This is a genomic window from bacterium (assembly GCA_035559435.1).
Lineage (GTDB): Bacteria > Zixibacteria > MSB-5A5 > WJJR01 > WJJR01 > JACQFV01.
In genome coordinates this window covers 40,201-63,692 of sequence record DATMBC010000075.1, presented here as the reverse complement: position 1 = coordinate 63,692, position 23,492 = coordinate 40,201, and the positions used below count along the sequence as shown (strand labels likewise).

Annotated in this window: 25 protein-coding genes; 15 read left to right on the top strand and 10 right to left on the bottom strand. The window is 63.4% G+C overall.

Annotation, left to right across the window (positions count from 1 at the left end; genetic code table 11):
- From VNN55_09425 to VNN55_09405, 5 genes are all read right to left on the bottom strand, one after another.
- On the bottom strand, nucleotides 1–1,442 hold a 1,442-nt coding region (locus VNN55_09425; GenBank protein ID HWO57773.1), incomplete at its 3' end, for a peptidylprolyl isomerase.
- Between the two features lie 45 nt (nucleotides 1,443–1,487).
- The gene (gene mfd, locus VNN55_09420) at nucleotides 1,488–4,979 is read right to left on the bottom strand and encodes a transcription-repair coupling factor (GenBank protein HWO57772.1); all 3,492 of its coding nucleotides are present in this window, start codon (nucleotides 4,977–4,979) and stop codon (nucleotides 1,488–1,490) included.
- Between the two features lie 161 nt (nucleotides 4,980–5,140).
- A complete protein-coding gene (pyrE, locus tag VNN55_09415; GenBank protein ID HWO57771.1) occupies nucleotides 5,141–5,707 on the bottom strand; it encodes an orotate phosphoribosyltransferase in 567 nt (188 codons plus the stop codon).
- 22 nt (nucleotides 5,708–5,729) lie between these two features.
- A complete protein-coding gene (locus VNN55_09410; protein HWO57770.1) occupies nucleotides 5,730–6,311 on the bottom strand; it encodes a hypothetical protein in 582 nt (193 codons plus the stop codon).
- Between the two features lie 109 nt (nucleotides 6,312–6,420).
- Nucleotides 6,421–6,927, bottom strand: a complete 507-nt coding sequence (locus VNN55_09405; GenBank protein ID HWO57769.1) for a PTS sugar transporter subunit IIA — start codon at nucleotides 6,925–6,927, stop codon at nucleotides 6,421–6,423.
- On the opposite strand from VNN55_09405, the gene pth reads away from it, so the two are divergent.
- From pth to speB, 10 genes are all read left to right on the top strand, one after another.
- The gene (gene pth / locus VNN55_09400; GenBank protein HWO57768.1) at nucleotides 6,926–7,666 is read left to right on the top strand and encodes an aminoacyl-tRNA hydrolase; all 741 of its coding nucleotides are present in this window, start codon (nucleotides 6,926–6,928) and stop codon (nucleotides 7,664–7,666) included. The genes VNN55_09405 and pth overlap by 2 nt on opposite strands.
- Nucleotides 7,663–8,076: a 30S ribosomal protein S6 gene (rpsF, locus tag VNN55_09395; protein HWO57767.1), complete on the top strand. Its 414-nt coding sequence runs from the start codon at nucleotides 7,663–7,665 to the stop codon at nucleotides 8,074–8,076. The genes pth and rpsF overlap by 4 nt, the downstream gene beginning before the upstream one ends.
- Nucleotides 8,077–8,201: 125 nt before the next feature.
- Nucleotides 8,202–8,423 carry a 30S ribosomal protein S18 gene (rpsR, locus tag VNN55_09390; protein ID HWO57766.1) on the top strand — a complete coding sequence of 74 codons (222 nt, stop codon included), beginning with the start codon at nucleotides 8,202–8,204 and terminating at the stop codon, nucleotides 8,421–8,423.
- 24 nt (nucleotides 8,424–8,447) lie between these two features.
- Nucleotides 8,448–8,897, top strand: a complete 450-nt coding sequence (gene rplI, locus VNN55_09385) for a 50S ribosomal protein L9 (protein ID HWO57765.1) — start codon at nucleotides 8,448–8,450, stop codon at nucleotides 8,895–8,897.
- 2 nt (nucleotides 8,898–8,899) lie between these two features.
- Nucleotides 8,900–9,406: a bifunctional nuclease family protein gene (locus tag VNN55_09380; protein ID HWO57764.1), complete on the top strand. Its 507-nt coding sequence runs from the start codon at nucleotides 8,900–8,902 to the stop codon at nucleotides 9,404–9,406.
- A gap of 114 nt (nucleotides 9,407–9,520) precedes the next feature.
- Nucleotides 9,521–9,748, top strand: a complete 228-nt coding sequence (locus tag VNN55_09375) for a hypothetical protein (protein HWO57763.1) — start codon at nucleotides 9,521–9,523, stop codon at nucleotides 9,746–9,748.
- Entirely contained in the window at nucleotides 9,748–10,230 is a 483-nt protein-coding gene (locus VNN55_09370; GenBank protein HWO57762.1) for a hypothetical protein, read from the top strand. Before VNN55_09375 ends, VNN55_09370 begins: the two co-directional genes overlap by 1 nt.
- A complete protein-coding gene (locus tag VNN55_09365; protein ID HWO57761.1) occupies nucleotides 10,227–10,685 on the top strand; it encodes a hypothetical protein in 459 nt (152 codons plus the stop codon). The genes VNN55_09370 and VNN55_09365 overlap by 4 nt, the downstream gene beginning before the upstream one ends.
- A 147-nt stretch (nucleotides 10,686–10,832) precedes the next feature.
- On the top strand, nucleotides 10,833–11,381 hold the full coding sequence (locus VNN55_09360) for an arginine decarboxylase, pyruvoyl-dependent (protein ID HWO57760.1): 549 nt from the start codon (nucleotides 10,833–10,835) through the stop codon (nucleotides 11,379–11,381).
- Between the two features lie 132 nt (nucleotides 11,382–11,513).
- On the top strand, nucleotides 11,514–12,383 hold the full coding sequence (gene speB, locus VNN55_09355; protein ID HWO57759.1) for an agmatinase: 870 nt from the start codon (nucleotides 11,514–11,516) through the stop codon (nucleotides 12,381–12,383).
- A gap of 24 nt (nucleotides 12,384–12,407) precedes the next feature.
- Here the strand turns inward: speB and VNN55_09350 are convergent, their stop codons facing one another.
- The 4 genes from VNN55_09350 to VNN55_09335 all read right to left on the bottom strand — a co-directional run bounded on the left by VNN55_09350 (nucleotide 12,408) and on the right by VNN55_09335 (nucleotide 15,804).
- A complete protein-coding gene (locus VNN55_09350; GenBank protein HWO57758.1) occupies nucleotides 12,408–13,271 on the bottom strand; it encodes a decaprenyl-phosphate phosphoribosyltransferase in 864 nt (287 codons plus the stop codon).
- A gap of 168 nt (nucleotides 13,272–13,439) precedes the next feature.
- Nucleotides 13,440–14,651, bottom strand: coding sequence for an acyl-CoA dehydrogenase family protein (locus VNN55_09345; GenBank protein HWO57757.1), 1,212 nt, complete (start codon nucleotides 14,649–14,651; stop codon nucleotides 13,440–13,442).
- Nucleotides 14,648–15,034 (bottom strand): RidA family protein, encoded by a 387-nt coding sequence (locus VNN55_09340; GenBank protein HWO57756.1) that lies wholly within the window; start codon nucleotides 15,032–15,034, stop codon nucleotides 14,648–14,650. Before VNN55_09340 ends, VNN55_09345 begins: the two co-directional genes overlap by 4 nt.
- Before the next feature lie 131 nt (nucleotides 15,035–15,165).
- Complete coding sequence (locus VNN55_09335; protein HWO57755.1) at nucleotides 15,166–15,804, bottom strand: hypothetical protein; 639 nt, start codon at nucleotides 15,802–15,804, stop codon at nucleotides 15,166–15,168.
- 298 nt (nucleotides 15,805–16,102) lie between these two features.
- Here VNN55_09335 and ruvX point away from each other — a divergent pair, with 298 nt between their 5' ends.
- The 5 genes from ruvX to VNN55_09310 all read left to right on the top strand — a co-directional run bounded on the left by ruvX (nucleotide 16,103) and on the right by VNN55_09310 (nucleotide 20,297).
- Entirely contained in the window at nucleotides 16,103–16,570 is a 468-nt protein-coding gene (ruvX, locus tag VNN55_09330; protein ID HWO57754.1) for a Holliday junction resolvase RuvX, read from the top strand.
- Nucleotides 16,563–16,727, top strand: coding sequence for a hypothetical protein (locus VNN55_09325; GenBank protein ID HWO57753.1), 165 nt, complete (start codon nucleotides 16,563–16,565; stop codon nucleotides 16,725–16,727). Before ruvX ends, VNN55_09325 begins: the two co-directional genes overlap by 8 nt.
- Nucleotides 16,728–16,739: 12 nt before the next feature.
- Nucleotides 16,740–17,744 carry an endolytic transglycosylase MltG gene (gene mltG, locus VNN55_09320; GenBank protein HWO57752.1) on the top strand — a complete coding sequence of 335 codons (1,005 nt, stop codon included), beginning with the start codon at nucleotides 16,740–16,742 and terminating at the stop codon, nucleotides 17,742–17,744.
- Between the two features lie 244 nt (nucleotides 17,745–17,988).
- Nucleotides 17,989–19,596: a hypothetical protein gene (locus VNN55_09315; protein HWO57751.1), complete on the top strand. Its 1,608-nt coding sequence runs from the start codon at nucleotides 17,989–17,991 to the stop codon at nucleotides 19,594–19,596.
- Between the two features lie 146 nt (nucleotides 19,597–19,742).
- A complete protein-coding gene (locus tag VNN55_09310; GenBank protein HWO57750.1) occupies nucleotides 19,743–20,297 on the top strand; it encodes a hypothetical protein in 555 nt (184 codons plus the stop codon).
- Between the two features lie 390 nt (nucleotides 20,298–20,687).
- Here the strand turns inward: VNN55_09310 and VNN55_09305 are convergent, their stop codons facing one another.
- The gene (locus VNN55_09305) at nucleotides 20,688–23,477 is read right to left on the bottom strand and encodes a TonB-dependent receptor (protein ID HWO57749.1); all 2,790 of its coding nucleotides are present in this window, start codon (nucleotides 23,475–23,477) and stop codon (nucleotides 20,688–20,690) included.
- Nucleotides 23,478–23,492: the final 15 nt, after the last annotated feature.

Genomic DNA, 23,492 nt, shown 5'->3' with positions numbered 1-23,492 from the left:
GGCGTCACCCAGCCGATGTCCCCGCCGTTGCTTTTCATGCCGGGACGCTGGGTGTGCAGACGGGCCAGCTCCTCGAAGTTGGCGCCGGCGCGCAACTGTCCGGCGAGACGCTCGGCGTCCTCCGACTTGTACGTCAGGATTTCGCGGCAATGGTAGCTGATCGGATCGGTGAACGAGTCCGGATGCGCGTCGTAGTAGGCCCGCACTTCCGATTCGGTCACCGAGATGCCGCGCACCAGCACCGAATTGCGCATCCGGTCGGCGATCAGATTCTCCAGGAATGACTGCACGCGCTCTTTGTAGATCGGCGACTCATCCAGACGCTGCTTGAGCGCCTCTTCGTGCAGGATATCGAACAGCGACAATTGGAAAGCGAAGCGCCGCAGCTGCTTTTCGTCGTCGGGGCTGGGCCGCTCGAACGGGGAGCGCGCCTCGAGCGCCTCGCAGAACTCGCCCAAACCGACTTTGTAGTCGGAGCCGAAGGTGTAAATCACACGATCCTTCTCGGCCTGCGTGAGCGTGGCGACCGGAACCGCGGGCAGACGGTCGGTGGGCAGGGAACTGGTATCGGCCACCTGCCGGTACTTCTCCCGCCAGAGCGCCAGCGTCTCCGGATCGAAGCGGATGTTTGACCGTTGCTCCAGCTCCTCGAGTTGGGCGTTGCGTCGCTCCTGCTGCAGGCGCCGGCGCAAGCCGGCTTCGATGGCGGGCCGTTCGGTCTCGTAACCGCGTGATTCCAACTGGCGGATGTTGATCACCTTGACGATGTGCCAGCCCATGTCGCTTTTGGCCGGGCCGCCCACCTGATCCTGCGCCAACGTGAAAACCAGATTGGCCAGATCGGCCGGCAGCTCGCTGTAACTGAACTCGCGCCCGGGATCGCCGCCGCGGAACCGCGAAGCGGGGTCGATGGAAAAGCGCTCGGCCAGATCGCCGAAATCGGCCCCGGCCTGCAACAACCCCAGAAGCGAGTCGGCGCGGTCGCGGTCCTTGACCACAATGTGACGGAAGCGCACCCGGTCGAACCAGTGCTCGTAGATCGCCTTGACCTCCGCCTCCTCGACGTTGATTTTGTCGAGCACTTCCACACGGTACAGCTCATCGAGCAGGAACTTCTCTTTTTCGGCGTCGACCGCCTCCAGAATGCCGATGTCGGCATCCAGGGTGCGCGCATATCCGCCGATGACCAGCAGCTTGTTCTCAATCAGGCGGTCCAGGTACCGGACCCGGGCGGCGTACTCCTCCGAGGCGCTCTGGAAGTTGAGCGAGAGCGCGGTGATGTAATCGGTCACTTCGCGCATCTTGATTTTCCGGCCGCCGACTTCGGCCACGATCGCCTCGTTGGTGCTCGACTTGGTCCCGCACGCCGCCAACGTGACCATCAGGGTCAGAAGCGACGCGGCATACACCGCCGCCAACAGACGTTTGAATCCAACAGTCATGAGTTCTCCTCAATGCCGGGCGTTGCCACGCACAAGCCACTCAATTTAACCAATTGCGCCGCCCGCTCCAACAGTCCCCTGCGCCCCGGAGACGCCGTCGATCACGCCCGATTCGGGCTCACCCGCCAAAATCCCCACAATTCGGACCAGCCCGGCCAGGTCGGCGGACTGGCCCATGGGCGGACGGACGGTGATCGCAAACGGCGGACCGCTGACAAAACTGGCGCGGTCCCCCAGCGCGAGCCGCCAGGTCTCAATCTGCGCTCGGGTGACCGGCGCCTCGGGCACAAAGGTCACCGCCCAGAGATTGCCACGCGCCGACGCTTGCGCCACCCGCGCGCGGCGCGCCAGCACACGGACACGCGCCATCGCCAACAGACGGCGCACCTCCGCGGGGGGGGCGCCAAAGCGGTCGGTCAGCTCCAACGCCAGATCATCGACGGCCGCGGGCGAATTCATTTCGGCCAACCGTTTGTACATCTCAAACCGTTGCTGGTTGTCGGTGATGTAGCCGTCGGGGATGAACCGGTCGCCATCGACGTCGATCTGGACCGGCGCCTGCGCCAGCATCGGCGCGCTGCCGCGCGCTTCGGCCACCGCCTCGTCCAGCAAACGACAGTAGAGATCAAACCCGATCTCCTCGATGAACCCATGCTGCTGCGCCCCGAGCAGGTTGCCGGCGCCGCGGATTTCCATGTCGCGCATCGCCAGGTGGAAACCCGAGCCCAGCGCGGTGTGCTCCTCGATCGCGCGCAACCGCGCCTTGGCGGTCGCGCTCAGCGCGCCCGATGGCGGCACCAGGAGGTACGCGTAGGCCTGTCGCGCCGAACGGCCCACCCGCCCGCGCAGTTGGTACAGCTGCGCCAGCCCGAAACGGTCGGCGCGGTGAATCACGATCGTGTTGACCGATGGGATGTCCAGCCCCGACTCGATAATTGCCGTCGAGAGCAGCACGTGATAGTCGCCGTGGTAGAAGCGCGTCATCACCGCTTCCAGTTCGCGTTCGGGCATTTCGCCGTGCGCGACGCCGATTCGGACCGTCGGCAGAAGCCGGGCGAGAAAATCGGCCATCGTCCCGATCGTCTGGATGCGATTGTGCACAAAGTAGACCTGTCCGCCGCGGTCCAGTTCGCGCAGGATCGCCTCGGAGACCACCTCCGGTCCGAAAGGACGGATCTCGGTTTGCACCGGGAGACGGTCGCGCGGGGAGGTGGTGATCAACGACAGATCGCGCGCGCCCAGAAGCGACATCTGCAAGGTGCGCGGAATCGGTGTCGCCGACAGCGCCAGCGTGTCCACCGTTTGGCGCATCTGCCGCAGACGCTCCTTGTGTCCCACCCCGAAGCGCTGCTCCTCATCGATAATCAAAAGCCCAAGGTCGTGAAAGACGACATCCTTCTGAAGCAGACGGTGCGTGCCGATGATGATGTCGACTTTCCCCGCCGCCACTTCGGCGACGATGCGCTTTTGCTCCTTGGGCGAACGGAAGCGCGACAAGGTTTCGATCCGCACCGGAAACTCGGAGAGACGCTCGCGGAAGGTGGTCAGGTGCTGTTGCGCGAGAATGGTGGTGGGCACCAGCACCGCGACCTGCTTGTGATCGCAGACGGCGCGGAAGGCGGCGCGGATGGCCACTTCGGTCTTTCCGTAGCCCACGTCGCCGCAGATCAGCCGCTCCATCGGTGTCGGCGCGGTCATGTCCTCGGACACGGCCGCGATCGCCTTCTCCTGGTCGGGTGTCTCCTCGTAGATGAATGAAGACTCCAGCTGCGCCATCCACTCGCCATGCTCCGCAAAAGCGTGCCCGGGCCGCGCCTTGCGCGCGGCGTAGAGCTTGATCAAGTCCTCGGCCATGGCCAATAGCGCCTGCTTGGCGCGCCGCTTGGTCTTCTCCCAGGCCGTGCCGCCCAGTTTCGAGAGTGCCGGACGGGCATCCTGCCCGGAGTACTTCTGGACACGGTCGAATTCCTCGATCGGGACGAAGAGCTTGTCGTCGCCCTGATACAAAAGCAGCAGGCAATCGCGCCGTCGTCCATCAACGGTGATCGCTTCCAGGCCGCGGAAACGCGCCACGCCATGGTCGACGTGCACGACGTAGTCGCCCTTTTTCAGTTGCGTGTAGCTGGAAAGCGCGAGCCCTTCCTGGAACTTGCGGCGTCGGAAACGCGCCTTGTGCCGGTTGAAGACCTCGTGCTCGGTCAGCAGGGCAAACCGCGCATCGGGCAGGACAAACCCGGCGTGCGGCGCCGGAAAGATGTACTCGACCGTGCCGTGCACATCCTCCAGCATCTCGGCCAGACGCCGTTTCTGTCCCTCGTTGTCGCAGGCGATGGCGACATCGTACCCCTGCTGCTCGAAGGCGGTCAATTCCTCGGAGAGCCGCCGCACACTGGCGCCGACCGACGGCGGACCGACCGCCGCCAGGTCGCAACGCACACCGCGCGCGGTCGCTTCGACAAAGAGATCATAGACCCAGACGTGCAGCCCGCCGACGGGGGCCTCGTGCCAGCGCTCGATCGGCAGGTAGACCTGCGACGGCGGCGGCGGATCGGGAAGATGAGACGCCAGGCGCGCGTGGAACCGCTGCGATTCCTCCTCGAAACGGTCGGCCGCGTGCCGCAACCGCGTCGGATCATGCGTCCAGATCGCCAGATCCCGGCCGAAGTAGTCAAGCAGGCTGCCGCGGCGCTGACCCAGCGCGCCGGCCAGCCATTCGAGGCCCGGGCGCTCGGGATCGTTCTCGACACGATCACGCCACGCCGCATCCCAACCGGCCCGGTCCCACCCCTTCTCGTACTCCGGCCCGCCGGCCCGCACTTCCCGCGATGGAAGGATCACGCAGTGATCGCGTTTGGCGGTGGTCCGCTGGGTGGTGACCGCGAAAGTGCGGATCGATTCGACGGTGTCGCCGAAGAACTCAATGCGCAACGGCTCGGACGAACTGTAAGTGAACAAATCCAGAATTCCGCCGCGCACTGAAAACGTGCCGACTTCCTCGACCAGCGGTACCCGGCGAAACCCGAGCGCCACCAAGCGCGCGGACAGTTCATCGAGCGCATACTCCCCGCCGAGGCGAACCTCGAACATCCGTTGCCTGAGATCCTCCGGGGGGAGGGTCGGCTCAAACAGGGCACGGACATGCGTGACGACCACCGGCGGATCGGGCGCCAGGCATCGCCACAGCGTCTCCAACCGCCGCCCCACCGACTCCGGACCCGGATGGCGGAACTCATAGGGCAGGATTTCCCACGAATGAAAGCGCAGGACTCGATCGTGGCCGAGGAGGTGATTCAGATCATCGTGCCAGTGGGCAGCGTCTTCGGGCTCGGCCACGACGACCACCGTCGGGCGCGGATGGCGCAAGTGCAGACGCGCCAGGGCGCAGGCGGCCAGGGAGCCGGATGTCCCGGTCAAATCAACATGGACGCCGCCCCCGGAAGTCCATTGATCATCCAGTTGCCGAAACGCCTCCAGACGGTCCAGCGCCCGAAAGGCGGTATCAAAAGCGTGCCGGGCGCGGACGCCCCGGCGTGTCATCGTGGAATCCTGGTGTTCAGCGGACATGGTCGGCTCGGCGCATACACGAAAACCCCATCCCTCTGTCGAGGGTGGGTATCGGCGCTCAGGTCCGGGCAACTCGCCGCCCGGTTGTCGAACAAGCATATCCGGGCGGGAGATGTTCCCGCCCGGACAATCGTCTATAAGTCCAGATCGGCGGTCGTGAAGATCGCCTGAAATGGCCAGCCCTTGTCGGTAAACAGCGCATCGGCGCCGGCCGCGCGGTTGAGCACGGTGTAAACACCGATCACGCTGCCGCCGCCGGCGATAATGGCTTCGGCGGCGCGCATCGCCGACTGGCCGGTGGTGGTCACATCTTCGACCACCGCCACCTTCATGCCCGCCTCGAACGGTCCTTCGATCTGCCGTCCGGTGCCATGGTCCTTGGCCTCGCGTCGCACGATCAACGCCGGGCAGTCGAAACCGTCTTCGGCCGCTGCGATCGTGACGGCGGAGACGATCGGGTCAGCACCCAGCGTCATCCCGCCGACTGCCTGCGCCCCCGTGGGCTTGATCATCTGCCAAAGCAGATGCCCCACCAGTCGGAGGTATTCGCCGCGCAGGCAGATCTCCTTGACGTTGACGTAATAGTCCGAGACCGCGCCGGAGGCCAGGATGAACCGTCCGCGCTTGAGGGCATGGCGGTTCAGACCCACCCGCAACGCGGCCTTCGCCTGCTCGTCGATCTCGACTGCCATCGTGTTCATCGAAACTCCAACTGCCCTGCCGTCACTGCACCGTCAGCTTGCCGGGCTGGAAATGCGGCTCGATCAGCGCGTTGGCCGTGTCGACGTAGGTCAGGTAATTGCCCGGCGGGAAGAATGTCTCTTCGATATCGCCCGATTCCGCATTCGGACCGATGGTCACATAAACGGTGCCCAACAGCCCTTCCTTGGCGGGGATATTGGGTTCGGTGGTCGGGATGGCGGTGAACAGCACGCGGTGGTTGTCGTTGTCGATGTTGATCGGACGCGTGGCGATGAACTCCAGGATCGAGCCGGCATACGACACCGAATCGATGGTGACACCCGACGGAACGACCAGCGGGATGACGATCGCTTTGGCCTCTTCGACGCCGTAATACTGGACTTTGATGGCCGCGGTCGAACCTTTGGCGGCGGTGACCGGATCGATCCAGACGCGGGCGTCAGACTGCTTGATCGCCGGACGCGGGGGCTCCTGCTTGCCCGTCTGGGGTTGCTGCTGGGTCTGGGTCTGGGCCTGCGTCTGCTGTGCCGGTCTCTGTTCCGCCTTCTGGCCGCAGGCGAGCACCAATGCCGCCAGCACGGCCGCTGTAACCATACGCTTCATCTGCATATCCCTCCGCAATGGGTGCACCGTGTGCCTACGTAGTCCCCCAAGGTGCGGAACTACCGTATGGATGTCAAATGGAGACCGCTTGTGCCGAACCCGCGCCGGGCTACTCCATCTCGCTGAACGCCCGGATCATTTCGTATTCCGACTCCACCGTCATGAGCCGTTCACGGAAGTAATCAAACCGCAACACCTCGGCCAGCGCCTTGAACACCCGCAGATAGAGCGCTTCATCGCCGTAGGAGGGCGCCGCCATGGCGAAAAACAGGTGCACCGGCTTCCCATCAAGGGCCTCAAAGTCATACCCTTCGGCCGACCGCGCGATGGCAATCACCAGCTCGCGCGCCTGATAGGTGCGGATGTGGGGGATGGCGATCCCATGGCCGATGCCGGTCGAGGCCTTGCGTTCGCGATTAATGAAATCGGTCAACAACTTGGTGCGGTTGCCCACCTTGCCCGACTTTTCCAGCAGCGCCACTAATTCATCGAGGATCTTTTCCTTGTCGTCGCGCCGCTGGCGGCGCGTCTTCTGTTCCCCATCGGTCGGCGGCTCGAGGCGGGTCTCCATCGAGAGTTTAATCAGGGCCGGATCGAGCAGGCGTGCCAGATTCATGGGCCGGAAATTAGTGGATCGAGGGGGGCGAACGTCAGATTTCCTCTCCGGCATTGACATCCCGGCCGCAACCATTGTCATTCGCCGGTCGATGTCGATTGCCATACCCGCAGCATCCCCGCTTGTCGTTTGCCTGGGCAACCCGGGCCAACGCTATGCCATGACCCGGCATAATCTCGGCTGGTGGGTGGCCGACCTCCTGGTCGGCGCATCGGGGCACTTCCTGCCGGGCTGGGGAAAGTTCGAGTATGCGGTAATTCCCTGCGGGCAGACGAATGTAACAGTTCTTAAGCCACTGACATTCATGAACTTGTCTGGACATGCCCTGGACGAATTCGCCGCAAGGCATCCTGTCAGCCCGGACCGTGTAACAGTGGTGCTGGATGATATCGATCTACCGCTGGGTCAATTACGCATCCGGGCAAGCGGGTCAGCCGGCGGGCATAACGGTCTGGCATCGCTCATCGAATCCCTTGGCAGCGAAGAGCTTGCCCGTGTGCGCTGCGGGGTGGGGCCAGTGCCCGACGGGGTCGATCCGGCCGAGTTTGTCCTTGCTCCTTTCCCTGAAAATGAGTTATCCTTGGCGCGAGAGATGGCAGTCCGTGCTGCCGCTGCGGTCAGGACCATCCTGACTGACGGGGTGGCTGTGGCTGCAAATACCTATAACCGCAAACCCCCCGCGCCCGATTCCCCTCCAGGGGATGAGGCGGGCGCCGACAGACCGAGGGAGGGTACGTGAAGCTCTACGAAACAACCTTTATCATGGATCCCCAGCTTTTGGATGAGGGCTGGGAGAAGGCGATCGCGCGCTACTCCGAGATCATCACGCGCAACGGTCAGATCAAGCGCACCGAACGCTGGGGATTGCGCCGCCTGGCCTATCCGATCAAGAAGCGCACGCAGGGCTACTACGTGCACATCGTGCACGAGTCGTCGCCGTCGGTGCCGCGGGAGATGGAGCGTCAGTTCCTGCTCGACGAGAACTGCCTGCGCTACCTGACGGTGTTGGCCGACAATCCGATGTACCTGGAAGAGATGGACAAGCGACGCGCGGCGCGTGAGGAGGCCGAAGCGGCCGCCGCCGAAGCCGCCGCCACTGCGGCGCCCGCCGTTGACACCGCTGGCCCGGAAAGCGGCAGCGCCTCATAACCCGATCGATCAAACGAAGGAAGGACGCATACATGGCAGAGTTTCACCGCAGAGAGCGTGACCGTGACCGCGACCGTGATCGCGACCGCGATCAGGATGGCAAGGAAGGTTACGGCGGCCGGGGCATGCGCGGACAGCGCCGCGGACGCCGCTTTACCGATCTGAAACTATACGAAATCGACTATCGCAACGAGCGCTTGTTGCGCAAGTTCGTCTCCGAACGCGGCAAAATCCTGCCGCGTCGGACCACCGGCATCTCGGCGCTCTTCCAGCGCCGTCTGACCACCGCGATCAAGCGCGCGCGGCATCTGGCCCTCCTACCCTATGTGGCGGAGACGTTCAAGTAAACCGAATCCAACAGGTGCACTCCGATGAAGATCATTCTGCGAGATGATGTGGAAAACGTGGGAAAGGTCGGCGAGATCGTCACGGTCAAAGCCGGATACGCCCGCAATTACCTGATCCCGCGCAAATTGGCCATCCCCGCCAGCCCGGGCAACCTGCGCGCGATCGACCAAGTCCGCCTTCAGAAGGAGCAGCGGGACAAAAAACGCCTCCGTGAAGCCGACCGTATCAAACTGGCGCTCGAGAAGGTCTCCTGCACCGCCGAAGTCCAGGTGGGCGAGGAGGACAAGGTGTTCGGGTCGGTGACCGCCGCCCACATCGCCGAACTGCTCAAGGATCAGGGCTTCACCATTGACCGTCGCGACATCCTCCTCGATGAGCCGCTCAAGGCGCTGGGGGTCTACACGGTCGACGTCAAGATCGACCGCGATGTGATCGCCAAGCTGAAGGTCTGGGTGGTCAAGAAACCGGAGTGACGATGCCGCCCGAATCCGGTCAGGAACTGGTCAAAGCCAAGGTCAACGGCCTGGCGCTGGACATCTCGTCCAACTCGCCGGTGGTGGTGCTGGCGCCGGAGAATGAAGACCTGATATTGCCGATCTGGATCGGACATTACGAGGCCTGGGCGATTGCGATGGAGTTGCAGGAGGTCAAGTCGAAGCGGCCCCTGACGCACGATTTGCTCATCGGCATGATCACCACCCTCGGCGCCCGGGTCGAATCGATCCAGGTGATCGACCTGCGCGATCAGACCTTCTATGCCAAGATTGTGCTCCAGCGCGATGGCGCCACCATCGAGGTTGACGCCCGCCCGTCGGACTCGATCGCGCTGGCACTGAAGGCCAAGGCGCCGATCCTCGTGCGCTACGACTTGTTCCAGAAACGCCCGGCCTCCGGCGAACAGTCCGAGAAGTACGACGCCGAGGCGCTCAAGGAGCGCCTCCGTAACATTAATCCCGAGGACTTCGGGAAATACTCGCTTTGAATGACCCGGTTCGTCCGGCCAACCGCGGCGCGAATTCGGAGCGCCGCGGTTTTTCATTGGCTATCTTGCCGGGACAACGCCCGCGCGGCGGGAAACCGATGGAAGGAGACAGTCGTGCCGGATGAAAAGAAACCCTCGCCCTATGCCCTGCGCCTGGTCGTTGACGGCAAGGAACGGCTGGTCTCGTATGAGGAACTGGCGCTTTCGAACAATCTCGCCCAGGAGGCGCTCGTGCGCCTGCTGGTGAAAAAGAAGCTGATCAAGACCGAAGAATTGCTCGAGGAGATCGGCGCGGTGAAATCCGAACGGTACCGCCCCGAGCCGGGCGGCACGTCATCCTGATGACCGAACCGACCGCCACCACCACGACGGAAGTCGCGACCGCCGACGATCCGGCGCGCGAACTGCTGCGCTGGCGCTACCACCCGGTGCGCGAGGGCGGCTGGCGGCTGGCGGCAGTGGTCGCCTGCCTGATCGGAATCCCGGCGCTGGTCGGCTGGTTGTATGGCCCGTTTTTCGTTCTGCTGGCGCTGGTCATCCTCTCGGCCTCGCTGGGCATCTATTTCCTGCCCACACACTACACGCTCTTCGTCGGCGGACTGGAGACACGGTTCCTCGGCGTGACCCGTCGTTTCACCTGGAGTCAGTTCCGCAGTTACTACCCGGACCGCAACGGCGTGCTGCTGTCGCCGTTCCCGCGTCCGTCGCGCCTGGAGAATTTCCGGGGCCTCTTCGTCCGCTTTCATGGCAACCGCGAGGCGGTGATGGCGGTGGTGCGTGAGCGCATCCCGCTGCCGCCCTCCGATTCCAAGGAGTCCGCATGAGCTTCGGCGACTGGTTCCGCACCCAGCAGCCGGCGCTGCCGCCGGCCGACGATCCCGAAACGCAGGCACGCTTGGCCGAGGAGGAGGCCCTCCTCGAGAAGCTGGCGGAAAAAGTGGTGCGCTGGCAGGCGACCGTGCCCGCGATCATGGCGTTGGAGACGGTCAAGCCGCTCAACTTCATCGGGTCGCAGGCGATGATCTTCCTCGAACCCTTCGTACAGACCCTCTTTAACCTGAAGGACTATGAAACCTTCCGGGTCATGATGGAGAAGCGGGAAAACGTCGAGCGGCTGCTCCTGAAAATCGAAGAATTCGACGCCCGCGCCCTGGAGCGCCAGCGCGAGGCCAGGGCGGCGCGACGCGCCGCCCGATTGGCTGAAACGAGCGGACGCCGCCGCTGGTGGTGGCCCTTCGGCTCCCGTGTCACGCCGCCGTCCGAGCCCCCCGAGAAGTAGGCCGCCCCACTTTTCTCCCCCAATTTTGGCGCGCACCCGGCGCGAATGTTGATTTCCCCCGGCGCGCGTGTATATTGCGCGCCCTAACGGCCCCCAGTCAGGTGACCGGGAACTGCACCACTTCGCGTCGAACGGGAGGATGCGCCGATGATCATCGCCAAGGAATTGTATCTGACCAAGGGTGTCGGACGGCACCGCGAGCGCCTCTCCAGCTTCGAGCTGGCGCTGCGCGACGCCGGCATCGCGCACTACAACATCGTCACCGTGTCGTCCATCTTCCCGCCGCAATGCCGGCTGATCTCCCGCAAACAGGGCGAAAAGAAGCTCAATCGCGGACAGGTGCTGTTTGTGGTCATGAGCCGCAACGACACCAACGAACCCTCGCGCCTGATCTCGGCCACGGTCGGGTTGGCCATTCCCAAGGACCGCAACACCATCGGCTACCTGACCGAACATCACGATTATGGCCTGACCGAAAAGAAGGCCGGTGATTACTCCGAAGATCTGGCCATCTCGATGCTGGCCACTTCGATGGGCTGGAAAATCGATCTCGACAAGAGCTGGAACCAGAACAAGGAAGAGTGGAAAGTGCAGGGGAAAATCTACACCACCCGCAACATCACCCAATCGGCGACCGGCGACAAGGACGGGCTCTGGACCACGGTGGTGACCGCGGCGGTGATGATCACCGAATAACCCCGGCGCCCGATGAATTCGATCGACAAGGGGCTGAAAGCCCCTTGTTCGCTATATTGTGATGAACAGAGAGACAGACTCCGTCCGGGACAAGGGGCGATGAGCCCCCAGCGTCAATCAAGCGAGACCTCCATGACCGAACCCCTGCGCGGCTACAACTTCCTCGGGCTGACTCCCGAGGAGACCGAATACGGCCATTCCCACATTGTGATTTTGCCGGTGGCCTACGACGCGACCACCTCCTACAAGTCAGGAACCAAGTACGGCCCCGCCGCGATCATCGCCGCCTCGCGCGAGGTGGAGACGTTTGACCCGGCATCTGGACGCGACATCGGCGAAATCGGCATTCATACCGCGCTGGAGATCGAAGCCGAGGCCGACGGCCCGGCACAGATGATCGATGTGGTCGAGCGCGCGGTGGCGCAGCATCTGCGAAACGGCAAGTTTGTGGTCATGCTGGGCGGCGAGCATTCGCTGACCACCGGACCGGTGCGCGCCCACAGGGCCAAATACACCGAATTGAGCGTATTGCACATCGACGCCCATGCCGACATGCGCGAGTCGTATCAAGGGTCGAAGTGGTCGCACGCCAGCGTCATGCGCCGGGTGCGCGAACTCTGCCCGGCGGTGTCGGTCGGCATCCGCAACGCCTCGGAGGACTGTCTGCGTTCACTGCGGGCCGCCAACGCGCCGGTCTACTGGGCGCGGGACATTGTCGGACGGAGCGGCTGGCAGGAAGAGGCGATCAAACCGCTGTCGGACCAAGTCTACATCACGCTCGATCTGGACGCGCTCGACCCGTCGATCATGCCGGCGGTCGGCACGCCCGAACCCGGCGGCCTGCACTGGTATGAAACCCTCGATTTCCTGCGAATGGTCTTTGCCCGTAAGCAGGTGGTCGGCTTCGACATCGTCGAGCTCTCCCCCATCCCCGGCCTGCACCACCCCGACTTTCTCGCGGCAAAGCTGACCGCGGAGATGGTGCGGATGGTGCGGTTCTAATTCAGTGCTCGTGTTGACGTTCAATCAGGCAATCAGCCATAGCACCGTTCCCAGCCACGACATGGCCGTCAACACGATTGGCCAATCACGCAACAGCGCCGAGGTGGGGTTTCCGCCCTTGTGGGCGCCGTGGATGAGCCAGAGGTATCGGAAGACGCCGAAGAGGACAAACGGCAGCGTCCAGATCAACTGCGACGTGCCGAACTTGGCCTGGGTTTCCGGCGCGAGCGTGTACAGCGAATAGGCCACCACCGTGGCGGCGGTGGTCACCGCGGTCAGTTGATCCAGAAGCGGAATGGTATAGCCGGCCAGCGCGGCGCGATGACTGGTCGCATCGGCGCCCAGCGATTCCAACTCCCAACGCCGCTTGCCGAATCCCAAAAAGAGCGCCAGAAGCAATGTGCAGACCACCAGCCAGGGCGAAATCTCCACATTGATCGCCTCCGCCCCCGCCACCGCGCGCAGCACAAAACCGAGCGCCACCACCATCACATCGATCAACGACACACGCTTCAATCCCAGCGAATACGCGACATTCAAGGCCACATAGATGGCCACGGTGATGAACACCGGCGGCCCCAGCAGCCAGGCGCCCGCCATGCCGCCGGCAAGCAAGATCACCATCACCACCACGGCCCTCGAAATCGCAACCGCCCCGGACGCGATCGGACGGCGCTGCTTGTCGGGGTGGGCGCGATCGCTGTCGCGGTCGCGAATGTCATTGAACAGATAGACCGCGCTGGCCAGCGCGCAGAAGACGCCGAAGACCCCCAGCGATCGCAGAATGTCATCGGTACGGTCGAAATGACGTGAGAAGATCAGCCCGGCAAAGACCACAAGGTTCTTCACCCAGTGCACCGGACGCAGGGAGCGAAGAAGCGGAATCACTCATGCCCCCCGGCGGTGACGGTCGGAGATCGCCGCCTCATCGCCTTTGGCTGTGCGGCTCGGCAGGAGCCCCGCCCTCCCGTTCGGTCATCCCATACAATCGGGAGGGCGAGACTTCTGCCGAGCCTGCTTTGCATCACATGCGTCCTCGCCGCTGCCATCGCACAGTTACTCCGGCATGCGCTCGGGCACCGGCAGCATGCAGCGGGTCGGTTCATCGTTGCGCAATCCCAGGGCATAATCCGCCTGCATCAAGATCTGAATTTCGCGCGTGCCTTCGTAGATCGACGATCCCTTGGAGTTGCGGTAGAACCGCTCCACCGGGTACTCATCGGAGAATCCATAGGCGCCATGCACCTGCACCGCATCGGCGGCCGCGGCTTCGGCGGCGGCGGCCGCGGTCCATTTCGCCAGCGCCGTCTCGCGCGTGTTGGTCTGACCGGTGTTCTTCAGCCAGGCGGCGCGCAGCCAGAGCAACCGACAGGATTGGAAGTTGGCCTCCATCTTCGCGATCATCTCCTTGACCAATTGATGATCGCGGATGGGACGTCCGAATGTCCTGCGGGTCTGGCTGTAGGCGACGCTGGCATCGCGGCAGGCGCGGATCAGCCCGGTGGCGCCGGCGGCCACGGTGAACCGTCCCTGGTCGAGCGCGAACATCGCGACCTTGAACCCTTCTCCCTCATGTCCGAGCATGGCCGACGATGGCACCCGCAGGTCGGCCATCTGAATCGAGCCGGTGTTGCCCGCCCGCACGCCGAGTTTGCCGTGGATGCTGGAGGTCGTCAGCCCCCGCATCCCGCGATCGACCACAAACGCGCTCATGCCGGAGTGATCGCGCTTCTTCATCTTGGCGCGGTCGGTCCAGGCGAAGACCAGAAAGGTGTCGGCGATGTCGGCCAGCGAGATCCAGGTCTTTTCGCCGTTGAGGATGTAGTCGCCGCCGTCGCGGTCGGCGGTGGATTGCAACCCCACCACATCGGAGCCGACATTCGGCTCGGTGAGGCCATAGGCGCCGATCCGCCGTGCTGCGATCAAATCCGGCAGATATCGCTCTTTCTGCGCGTCGGTCCCCCAGGTCAGAAGCGTCAATGACACCAGCCCGACGTGCACCGACAGGATGACCCGCACCGAGGTGTCGGCATACTCGGTCTCCTCGCAGGCCAGCCCGAGGGCGGTGTAATCGAGCCCGAGGCCGCCGTAGCGCTGCGGGAAGCACAGCCCGAAAATGTCGGCCGCCGCCATCTTCGGCATCAGCGTCGGGTCGTGACGGCTGTTGCGGTCGCGCTCACGGATGGTCGGCAACACCTCTCGGGCGCAGAACTCGCGCACCAGCGCTTGCACCGCGTGGTGCTCATCGGAGAGTCGGAAATCGATCATACGAGCGCGATGGCCTCGATCTCGACTTTCGCATCCTTGGGAAGGCGACGGACCTCGACGGTCGAACGCGCCGGCGGCACACCGGGAAAGTGGCGCGCATAGACTTCGTTCATCGCCGCAAATTCGTTCATGTCGATCAGGAAGACCGTGGTCTTCAGCACTCGGTCCATCCCCGTACCCGACGCTTCCAGGAGCGCGCGCAGATTCTTCAGCACCTGCTCGGTCTGCTCGGCGATGCCGCCGGTGAGGATCTGGCCTGTGGCCGGGTTGATCGGAATCTGTCCGCTGACAAACACCATCTTGCCGCCCTCAAAGACCACCGCCGGGCTGTAGGGCCCCACCGCGGACGGCGCGTTGGCTGTCTGAATGGCCTGGTGACTCATGATAGGTGGTACCTCCCGGCACCGAATTACGCTCCGCCGGGCCGCGGGAAAAAGCGGAATCGTCGCCCCCAAAAACGAACGCCGCATTGTGTCCAATGCGGCGTCCGTCCACCAACGGGAGAAGGAGGAGGTCACTTGCCGTAGTTTTTCATCAACTCCAGGATGTTCTGCAGCGAGGTGGTCACGTTCGACAGCGCCGTCGAGTAGCGCTTGATCAGCTCGCTGTACTGCCAGCGCATCGCAAACGCCTTGGGCGGGAAATCGAAGATGTCCATCAGCACGCGCGTCTTGATCTCGTCGATATACCGGACCGTGTCGTACGGATACTCGCCGATGTCGCTGGTGGTGACCTCGCCGCGCGAGACCCGGTCGCGCATCAACTCGACTTTCTCGAGAATGACGGTGCCGAAACACCACGGGGTCATGATCACGCCGAGATTGTGCCGGTCGGAGTAGAACGAGCGCACGTTGCGGTAGACCAGATCGACGATCAGGCGGCGGGCCCGGAAGTACGCCAGCGACTCGATGTGGTCGGCGGCGGTCTCCGCCAGTGACTTGTCCAGGTGCGCCAATTCGGCCTGGCAACGGCCCGCGATCAGTTCGAGGAACTGGTAGTAATCTTCGAAGTAGACCTTGATGTTTTCCGACAAGGTCATGATGTAAAAGCCGCGTTCATCATGCTTGACCTTCGGCTCGCGCTGGTGCTCCAGACGCGCGGTCGGAAATCCACGTTCCAGATCAGCCAGGGGATGGGGAGCCGGCGCTGTCATAGGTGTTTGCTCAGGTCTCATGCCTTGGACTAAGGCAACCCACATGCCGCTGAATCCGGGGCCGGAGGGCCGCGCGCGACCCTGTGTCAAATCTGTCGGAACCCCGCCGTCGCACTTAACCGATTCACCATCAACACGTTACGAGCACATCCGTAACGGCGATTTCCACTCGGCGATGTCCACATTGTCCACACCCGTGGACCGCTAGCCGAAATACGCACCAAAATGCGCAGTCGGGTGCACAATTCACGACACCAAACCCCATGACCGAAGGCGATGGAATAATTAAGATTGAAGGATGGACCATTCCGACCATGGCGCACCGGGCGGACGGATTCTCGCCATTGACTACGGACGGCGGAGGATCGGGCTGGCTATTTCCGATCCGACCGGCACCATCGCCACCGGATTGGGATGTATCGAGGTGCAAAACGACGAGGAAGCGTTAAACCGCATCACCGCCGGGCATATCGAGTGGGGCTTCCGCGCCATTATCGTCGGGTTGCCGATCAGCGAATCGGGTGTCGAAGGACCGATGGCCGCCGCGGTGCGCGCGTTTGCGGAGCGGTTGCGCGAACGGACCCGTGTCGAAGTTCGGCTGGTCGATGAACGATACACCTCACGCGAGGCGATGCGCATCTTCCACCAGACGGGAAAGAAACTGAAGGGACGCAAAGGCGAGATCGACCGTCTGGCCGCCGAAATTCTCCTGCGCAATTACCTCGATTCGCTGGACGCCGCTTCGGGGTATGATCCGAATGCCTGAGCGTCGCGCGCCGCGATTCGCGGAGTGGCTGGACGACGCATGGCGCGCGCTGGTCGGATGGACGCTGGCCATCCTGATGATTCCGCCGGCGCTGGTCATCCGCGCCGCCGATGGGGTCACCGCGTGGTGGATCCGGCGACGCGGCGGGTTGGATTGAAATGAGCCTATCATGAAGTTTGTCCTGACTGTTTTCACGCTCCTCGTGCTGGCGCTCGCCGGTGCCTTCGCGCTCGGCTACTGGGTCGAACGGCCGATTGCGTTCGATGCCCCGCGTGAGATCACAGTCGCGCCCGGCGATGGCACCCGTGAGATCGCCGCCAAACTGGATTCGGCGGGTGTGATCCGCTCGGAGCGCGCCTTCCGCTGGCTGGCCCAATGGAAGGGGATTGATCGACATCTGCGCCCGGGACGGTACCGTTTTGAAGGCGCGGTGCGGCTCTCCGATGTCCTGCAACAACTGAACGAAGGACGGATTGTCTCTGTCATGGTCACCATCCCCGAGGGATGGACCCTCGCGCGGATTGCGCTTCACCTGGAAGGCGAGTTACAGTGGCCTCCCGGCGCGCTGACCACGTTAATGAGCGACACCGCGATTCTGGCCGAGTGGGCGCCCGGAGCGGCCAGTCTGGAAGGGTATCTCTGGCCGGAGACTTATCAGTTCTATTGGGGAGTCGAACCCCGCGAAGCGCTCACACGCCTCCTGCAGTCAGGACGCGAGCAATTCAACGACACACTGGCGGTGCGCGCCGCCGCTTTGGGTTGGACCCGTCACCAAGTGTTGACCCTGGCCTCACTCATCGAAGCCGAAGCCGCCGACGGCAACGAGCGTGGCCTGATATCGGGGGTCTTTCACAACCGCCTGCGCGAGGGCTGGCTTCTCCAGTGCGACCCGACCGTGATCTACGCGATGGGCGGCCTGCCGCCGGGCCGGCAATTGACCCGGCAGGACTTGAATCTCGATTCGCCTTATAACACCTACCTCCACCCCGGCCTACCTCCCGGCCCGATCTGCAATCCGGGGCTGGCGTCAATCCGCGCGGCGCTCTACCCCGATTCCACTGACGCCATGTACTTCGTGGCCGACGGCCAGGGCGCGCACATCTTCTCCCGCACCCTCGAGCAGCACAACGCCGCCAACAGCCGCGTCAAACGCGAACAACGCCAGCGGCGATGACACAGCGACATGCGGTACAAACTGTTACTGAGCATGCGATACTTTACCTCCTCTTAATGTGGCACTAATCCCGCTCTAATCCCCATCCGACTTCTTCGCGCCCGACGGGTGGTCGAGACACAACCCGTCGACGCCGTGCCAAGCGTCCGCTCCACCATACTTGCCGTTTCACCCATCCCGCGGCCGACTCGAGCGGGGTGGCCACCACCAACCCGGGTCCCCATGACCCATGGAGGAACTCGCAATGCAGTTTCATCGAATGATCACGCTGTTCGCGACCGGATGCCTGCTGGTCGGCGCGGCCGCGTCGATCGCCCGCGCCGAGTGCGACCCACTGACGCCGACATTGATCGGCGACCCCAATGGCGACGGCGTGCGCGCCAACGTGCAGGATGTCGTCTCGATGGTCAATGTGGCCTTCCGCGGACAGCCGAACTCACGCTTCCTCGGCGCCGACGATATCAACGGTGACGGCGTCGTGAACGTGCAGGATGTGGTCGGCATCGTCAACGTCGCCTTCCGCGGCCAGGCGGCGACCACACCGTTTCGCATCTACGCGCTGAGCGGACGGTCCGGCCAGGGCACCTACACGCTGATCGCCGACGACTCAATCCAATACCGGTTCTTCGGCGTCTACTCGATCGGAGAGGATCGCGCCGATCTCGGCACGGGGTCGACCCCAAAGACGGACACGCTGCGCATTCAGCCGGGCACGGATGTCGAGGGCGACACCTCCCTGGCCACGCCTTCGGCGTTCATCGTTCGTCGGACGGGTTACGCACATATGGTCGGAACCCCCACCGATCCGGTGGTGTTCACAAGTCTCCTTCCGGACGGGTTGCGCGATCGAGGCGACTGGGGCGGTCTCGTGATCAATGGCTTTGCGCCAAACAACAACGCTCCCAGCTACCTCTATCAGGCCGAGGGGAACGGCGGCCTCGGCGGCGGCACCGATCCCAACGACAACAGCGGGTGCTACAAATACCTGCGCGTCGAATTTGCAGGCCGCGAATTCACCACCGACAATGAGTTGAACGGAATCACGCTCAACAGCGTCGGCGACGGCACGACGATGGAGTACATCCAGATCAACCAGAACGCGGACGACGGGATTGAATGGTTCGGCGGACGCTGCAACGTCAAACACATCGTCCTCTCCGGCACGGACGATGACGGTTTCGACTCCGACCTGGGTGCGCAGTGGAAGGGCCAGTTCCTGATCACGATCCAGGACCCGACCAAGACCTCCTCATCGAACCCGACTGGCAACGAGTGGGACAACCACCCGTCGTTCGTCGATTCTCTGCCGCGCATGAGGCCGACGGTCTGGAACATGACGGTGATCGGCCAGACCGCGAACTTCGCAACCTCGCAAAACGCCGGCAATCACATCCGCAGAGGCGCTGCCTGCGACATTAATAACACGGTGTGGACGAAGTTCCGTATGGCGCTCGACATCGACAACAACCCGCCCGCCGCCACGCTCATCGCCAACGGCGACCTGTCGATTAAGAACTCGGTGTGGTACGATTACCGCTTCTTCGGCGACGGCGACTCGACCGTTCTGGAAAACCAGTTCCGCGACAATCCGGCGTACGCCAACGAGTCGTATGTCAACGCGACCCCTGCGGCGCCGCTGGCCGAGATCTTCGTCGAAGTCAACTACGGCGATGCGGGCTTCCCGGATTTCCGTCCGATCACCGGCTCCAACCCGATCAACCTCGACACCAAGGTTGGCGGTACGCCGCCGAACGACGGTTTCTTCGACTCGACGGCCACATATCTGGGCGCAATCGCGGCCAACGATGCGTCGCCCTGGTGGCTCGGCTGGACCGACTTCTCGCAGTTCTAATCAAACGGCCAGAAGACTCAAGTGGGGAGTGCAGCAAACGTCAACCACGCATCCATCGGCAGAAACCGCCCCGGCCCCTCCCCCGCCGGGGCGGTTCTTTTTGCGTTGGAATCTGCGCTGGCGACAACCCAATGAAAGGAATATCGATGACAACGACTCGCTGGTTGTTGAACAATCTCCTGCAGACCCGGAAACGCGCAGCTCGAACTGCGGTGCTCTGCGTCTTGATCGGCGCGGTGGTCGGATGCGGCCGGAAGTCGCCCGATTTGATGACTCTGACCAATTCCTACGACTCTCCCGCGACGCTCTGTCAACGGGTGCTGGTGGCCCTGGCCGCCTGCGACACACTGGCCCTTGAGACGATTCGGATCACGCGCTTCGAGCATGATTCGATCCTGGTGCCGCATATGCCCATTGGGAAGGACACGACCGGCCACAAGGATCTCGCATTGGCCTGGTACATGCTGGAACAACGCAACATCAAGGGAATCCGTCGCGCCTTAGCCGATTATGGCGGGCAGCGATTCGAACTCGTGTCAGTGAAATTCAACCGGCCCGAGGAGAAGTACGGGCACCTGATCGTCCACAAAGGGACCGAGGTCAGAGTCCGGGACGCTGCCGGTGAGGAAATGGTGCTGGGGATCTTCGGCTCGATACTCGAGCAGGACGGGCGGTACAAGCTCGTCAGTATTCGCGACTGACGGACCGTCTCCCACACCAGGGACCGGCGAAGCTACGCGTTTACGGCCGTATCGGACAAAACGCGCGTCGGACGGATCGGCTGTTCGTCCTCGCTTACTGAGGTTGCCGACCGCAGCGTGCCCGTGCGGACGACGCTCCTGCCGCTCAGTATGCTGTTCACAACATTGATGAATCGGCCGGGCGCCAACTGTTGCAGCGACAACGGATGCCAGACAACTTTGGCGGCTCGGCGGCGTGATCGGTTCCTCATGGGTCCTCCCGGGGCGGCTGGATGGGCCGCCGGCAATGCGCTCAGGGTCGTGCCGCCCGGCGTCGCCGGCGTCAGGGCGGAGTAAATTCCACGAAAGATTCGGCGCCAGCGCGGCAGGCCGCCGCGATGGCGGCGCCCGCTACAGCGAGTAAGAGAACCCCAGCGAGAACGAGCGCCCGATTTCCCGGCGCTTGACAAGGACGTCCTGCCCGGCGAGTTCTCCGCCGATCTGCCGTTGTTTTTCCTCGTAGTCTGCGCCCAGCAGATTCTTGACGCTGAGTTTGGCTGTCACACCCTGCCAGAGCCGTCGTGCAACCGACACGTCCAGTTCCTGCCGCGGCTGCTCGTAGTAAGGGGGCGCAAAGGCGTTATCGAGACCGACCACTCGTCTGCCGAAGGCGTTCAGGATCACGTTTGCGTCGGTCTTGCCGTCCGGGGTGACATAGCCGAGAACGAAGTTCAGCGTGTAGGGCGACTGCCCGGTGAGTGGACGGTCGATTTCGTACTGGTAGAGTCCCGAGTCACGATAGACCACCTGCGACTCGATAATTGTGAGATTGCCGCCGATGGTGGCCGCGCTCAGCGCGGAACTCAGGAAGCCCAACGACTTGCGTGCCTCGAATTCGACTCCCATGTTTTTGGCTTCGTCCGCGTTCTCCCAGGTGATGATGGGGCGCCCGCCATCGATCGAAGTGAACTCAATCGGGTCGTCAAATCCCTTGGCAAACAGACTGACGGCGAGCACCTCGCCGGGGCCGGGATACATCTCCGCCCGCAGATCGTAGCCGGTGATGTAGGTCGACCGAAGCCCGGGATTTCCCTGCACGGGCCGTCCCTGGACATAATCCTGAAATTGGAACGGGGCGATTTCACGATACTCGGGCCGTGCCACAGTCCGACTCAGTCCGGCGCGCAAGTAGATGCGGTCCGATACCGTGACGACCAGATTTGCGGCGGGGAACCAATCTCCCGTGTGCATTGAGATGTTGAGCGGACCGACCGTGTCAGGATGTCCCGTGTTCATCAGCATAACAAGGTCTTCATACCGCCCGCCAAGCATGAGTTTCACCCGCGGTCCAACAGGGAGCTCCAGCATCGCATATCCGGCGGCCACATGTTCGTTGACATCGTACACGTCGGTCCCGCGCGACCCGGACTCCAAAGCAAACCCCCGATTCTTTCGGCCGGCAATCTGGTCGGCCGTGAAGATCTGCTCCGCGTACCCGTCGCGTGAGACCAATCCAGAGGTGGTGACATAGCGGAACCGGCTGGACCGAAAGTCACGCGTCCGCGCCTGGAATATTCCGCCAAACTTGAGCTTTGAGCCCGACGCCACAAACGGCAGGGTCCAATCGAGCCCGAATTGATTGTCGCGGTCTTCGAAGGCGATGTCAATAAAGGCGCCGGAGTACCCGGCTTGATACCATGTGCGCGTTGTGTCGCCGTCCACGACGTCTAATGAATAGAGATTCGAGCGCATGGCCGGATCGTCGCGGTCGGCGCCGGAGACGACTGCGCGCCAGCCGATGATCGAGCCGAGGAGCCATTGAAGATTGTGGTCTCCGCCAATTTGCCCCGAGGTGATCCGCCGGGATGAGTATCGGAGACGGACATCTTCGATTGAGGAGCTGGTCAGCAGGTCGTAACCATACCCCATGTGCGCTTCATCGTCGGCCGTGCGATTGTGCAGGCCACGGAAGTAGAGCCGGTGGTTCGGGGAGAGCCGGAGCGCCGAGTTCAACAGCCCGCCCCACAGAACCGTGGTGACACCGCGTTCGACATTCAATTCCAGATCTTTGACGCCGCCGGCGCCGCGGTACTCGCGATAGAGTTCCTTCGATGCCCGGTAGGAGCTGCCGTAAGACAGCGAGGTGGCGACACCGAGGTCGGTCTGCCGGCCCAGCGCGAACACGTCACCTATGTTCAAATTGTAACTGCGATTCAGCGGCGCCTTGGTGCGCGTGGGCGTCCATTGCCGGCCGGCGGCCAGCGCTTCGCCGGCGGCCTCGCGCGCCGAGTCGCTGGCGCCCCAGCCCGGGTCCATCAGTTCGGACGGCATCGCGCGCGAGCCGTCATCAACGCCCAGATTGAACAGCCCGGCGAATTCCTTCTCGCCGCCATCGTAGGTCAGCTGGGCATTCCCGGTCGTGGCGGAGTTATACGATCCCGACGCCGAAAACGAGATCTCCCGACCGGTGGGGAAGTCGCGGGTTGACAAATTGACACCGCCGCCGCCGAAGGTCGCCGGCATGTCGGGGGTGTAGGTCTTGGACGCCACCACCTCATCCAGCAGACTCGTTGGGAACAAGTCCAGCGGCACTTCGCGCTTTTCCGGTTCGGGGCTGGGCATCGGCGAGCCGTTGAGACTGACCGACGAGTAACGTCCGCCCATTCCGCGGACCACCAGACTGCGGCCGCCGACCACAGAGACGCCGACCATCCGCCGGACCGCGTCGCCGGCGTCGGCGTCACCGGCCTTGCGCATCATCTCCGCCGAGACACCGTCGGTCGCGTTGACCGCCGACCGGCGCTTGATCAGCACCGACGATTCGGTGGCGCGCGCCCGTTCGGCCGTCACCTCGATCGCCTTCATCTCCGTGACCGCCTCCGCCAGGGACACATCCACGCTCAGCGTCTCGCCCGCCTTGACGGCCACCTGCGTGATCTTCTTCGTCGCGTAGCCAAGACTCGCCACCACCAGGGTGTGCGTCCCCTCCGGCGCGTTGCGAATCGTGTAGCGCCCGTCAATGTCGCAGGCCGCCCCCACACTGGTTCCCTCGATCAGCACGCTGGCGCCGATCAACGGTTCGCCGGTCCGCACGTCGAGGATCGTTCCGACAATCTGTCCCGTGGCGCCATGGGCGGACGCGCCGAGCGCCGCCAGCATGGCGACGATCAGGACGATGGCATGAATCGCTCGCTTGAACATTTCTCGCGCTCCTCG

What these genes read in the sequence shown, in the direction of transcription:
- mfd (HWO57772.1), bottom strand. Translation starts at nt 4,979, where the DNA reads ATGACACGCCGGGGCGTCCGCGCCCGGCACGCTTTTGATACCGCCTTT.
- pyrE (HWO57771.1), bottom strand. Translation starts at nt 5,707, where the DNA reads ATGAACACGATGGCAGTCGAGATCGACGAGCAGGCGAAGGCCGCGTTG.
- VNN55_09410 (HWO57770.1), bottom strand. Translation starts at nt 6,311, where the DNA reads ATGAAGCGTATGGTTACAGCGGCCGTGCTGGCGGCATTGGTGCTCGCC.
- pth (HWO57768.1), top strand. Translation starts at nt 6,926, where the DNA reads ATGGGCCGGAAATTAGTGGATCGAGGGGGGCGAACGTCAGATTTCCTC.
- VNN55_09405 (HWO57769.1), bottom strand. Translation starts at nt 6,927, where the DNA reads ATGAATCTGGCACGCCTGCTCGATCCGGCCCTGATTAAACTCTCGATG.
- rpsR (HWO57766.1), top strand. Translation starts at nt 8,202, where the DNA reads ATGCGCGGACAGCGCCGCGGACGCCGCTTTACCGATCTGAAACTATAC.
- rplI (HWO57765.1), top strand. Translation starts at nt 8,448, where the DNA reads ATGAAGATCATTCTGCGAGATGATGTGGAAAACGTGGGAAAGGTCGGC.
- VNN55_09380 (HWO57764.1), top strand. Translation starts at nt 8,900, where the DNA reads ATGCCGCCCGAATCCGGTCAGGAACTGGTCAAAGCCAAGGTCAACGGC.
- VNN55_09370 (HWO57762.1), top strand. Translation starts at nt 9,748, where the DNA reads ATGACCGAACCGACCGCCACCACCACGACGGAAGTCGCGACCGCCGAC.
- VNN55_09365 (HWO57761.1), top strand. Translation starts at nt 10,227, where the DNA reads ATGAGCTTCGGCGACTGGTTCCGCACCCAGCAGCCGGCGCTGCCGCCG.
- VNN55_09360 (HWO57760.1), top strand. Translation starts at nt 10,833, where the DNA reads ATGATCATCGCCAAGGAATTGTATCTGACCAAGGGTGTCGGACGGCAC.
- speB (HWO57759.1), top strand. Translation starts at nt 11,514, where the DNA reads ATGACCGAACCCCTGCGCGGCTACAACTTCCTCGGGCTGACTCCCGAG.
- VNN55_09345 (HWO57757.1), bottom strand. Translation starts at nt 14,651, where the DNA reads ATGATCGATTTCCGACTCTCCGATGAGCACCACGCGGTGCAAGCGCTG.
- VNN55_09340 (HWO57756.1), bottom strand. Translation starts at nt 15,034, where the DNA reads ATGAGTCACCAGGCCATTCAGACAGCCAACGCGCCGTCCGCGGTGGGG.
- VNN55_09335 (HWO57755.1), bottom strand. Translation starts at nt 15,804, where the DNA reads ATGACAGCGCCGGCTCCCCATCCCCTGGCTGATCTGGAACGTGGATTT.
- ruvX (HWO57754.1), top strand. Translation starts at nt 16,103, where the DNA reads ATGGACCATTCCGACCATGGCGCACCGGGCGGACGGATTCTCGCCATT.
- VNN55_09325 (HWO57753.1), top strand. Translation starts at nt 16,563, where the DNA reads ATGCCTGAGCGTCGCGCGCCGCGATTCGCGGAGTGGCTGGACGACGCA.
- mltG (HWO57752.1), top strand. Translation starts at nt 16,740, where the DNA reads ATGAAGTTTGTCCTGACTGTTTTCACGCTCCTCGTGCTGGCGCTCGCC.
- VNN55_09315 (HWO57751.1), top strand. Translation starts at nt 17,989, where the DNA reads ATGCAGTTTCATCGAATGATCACGCTGTTCGCGACCGGATGCCTGCTG.
- VNN55_09310 (HWO57750.1), top strand. Translation starts at nt 19,743, where the DNA reads ATGACAACGACTCGCTGGTTGTTGAACAATCTCCTGCAGACCCGGAAA.
- VNN55_09305 (HWO57749.1), bottom strand. Translation starts at nt 23,477, where the DNA reads ATGTTCAAGCGAGCGATTCATGCCATCGTCCTGATCGTCGCCATGCTG.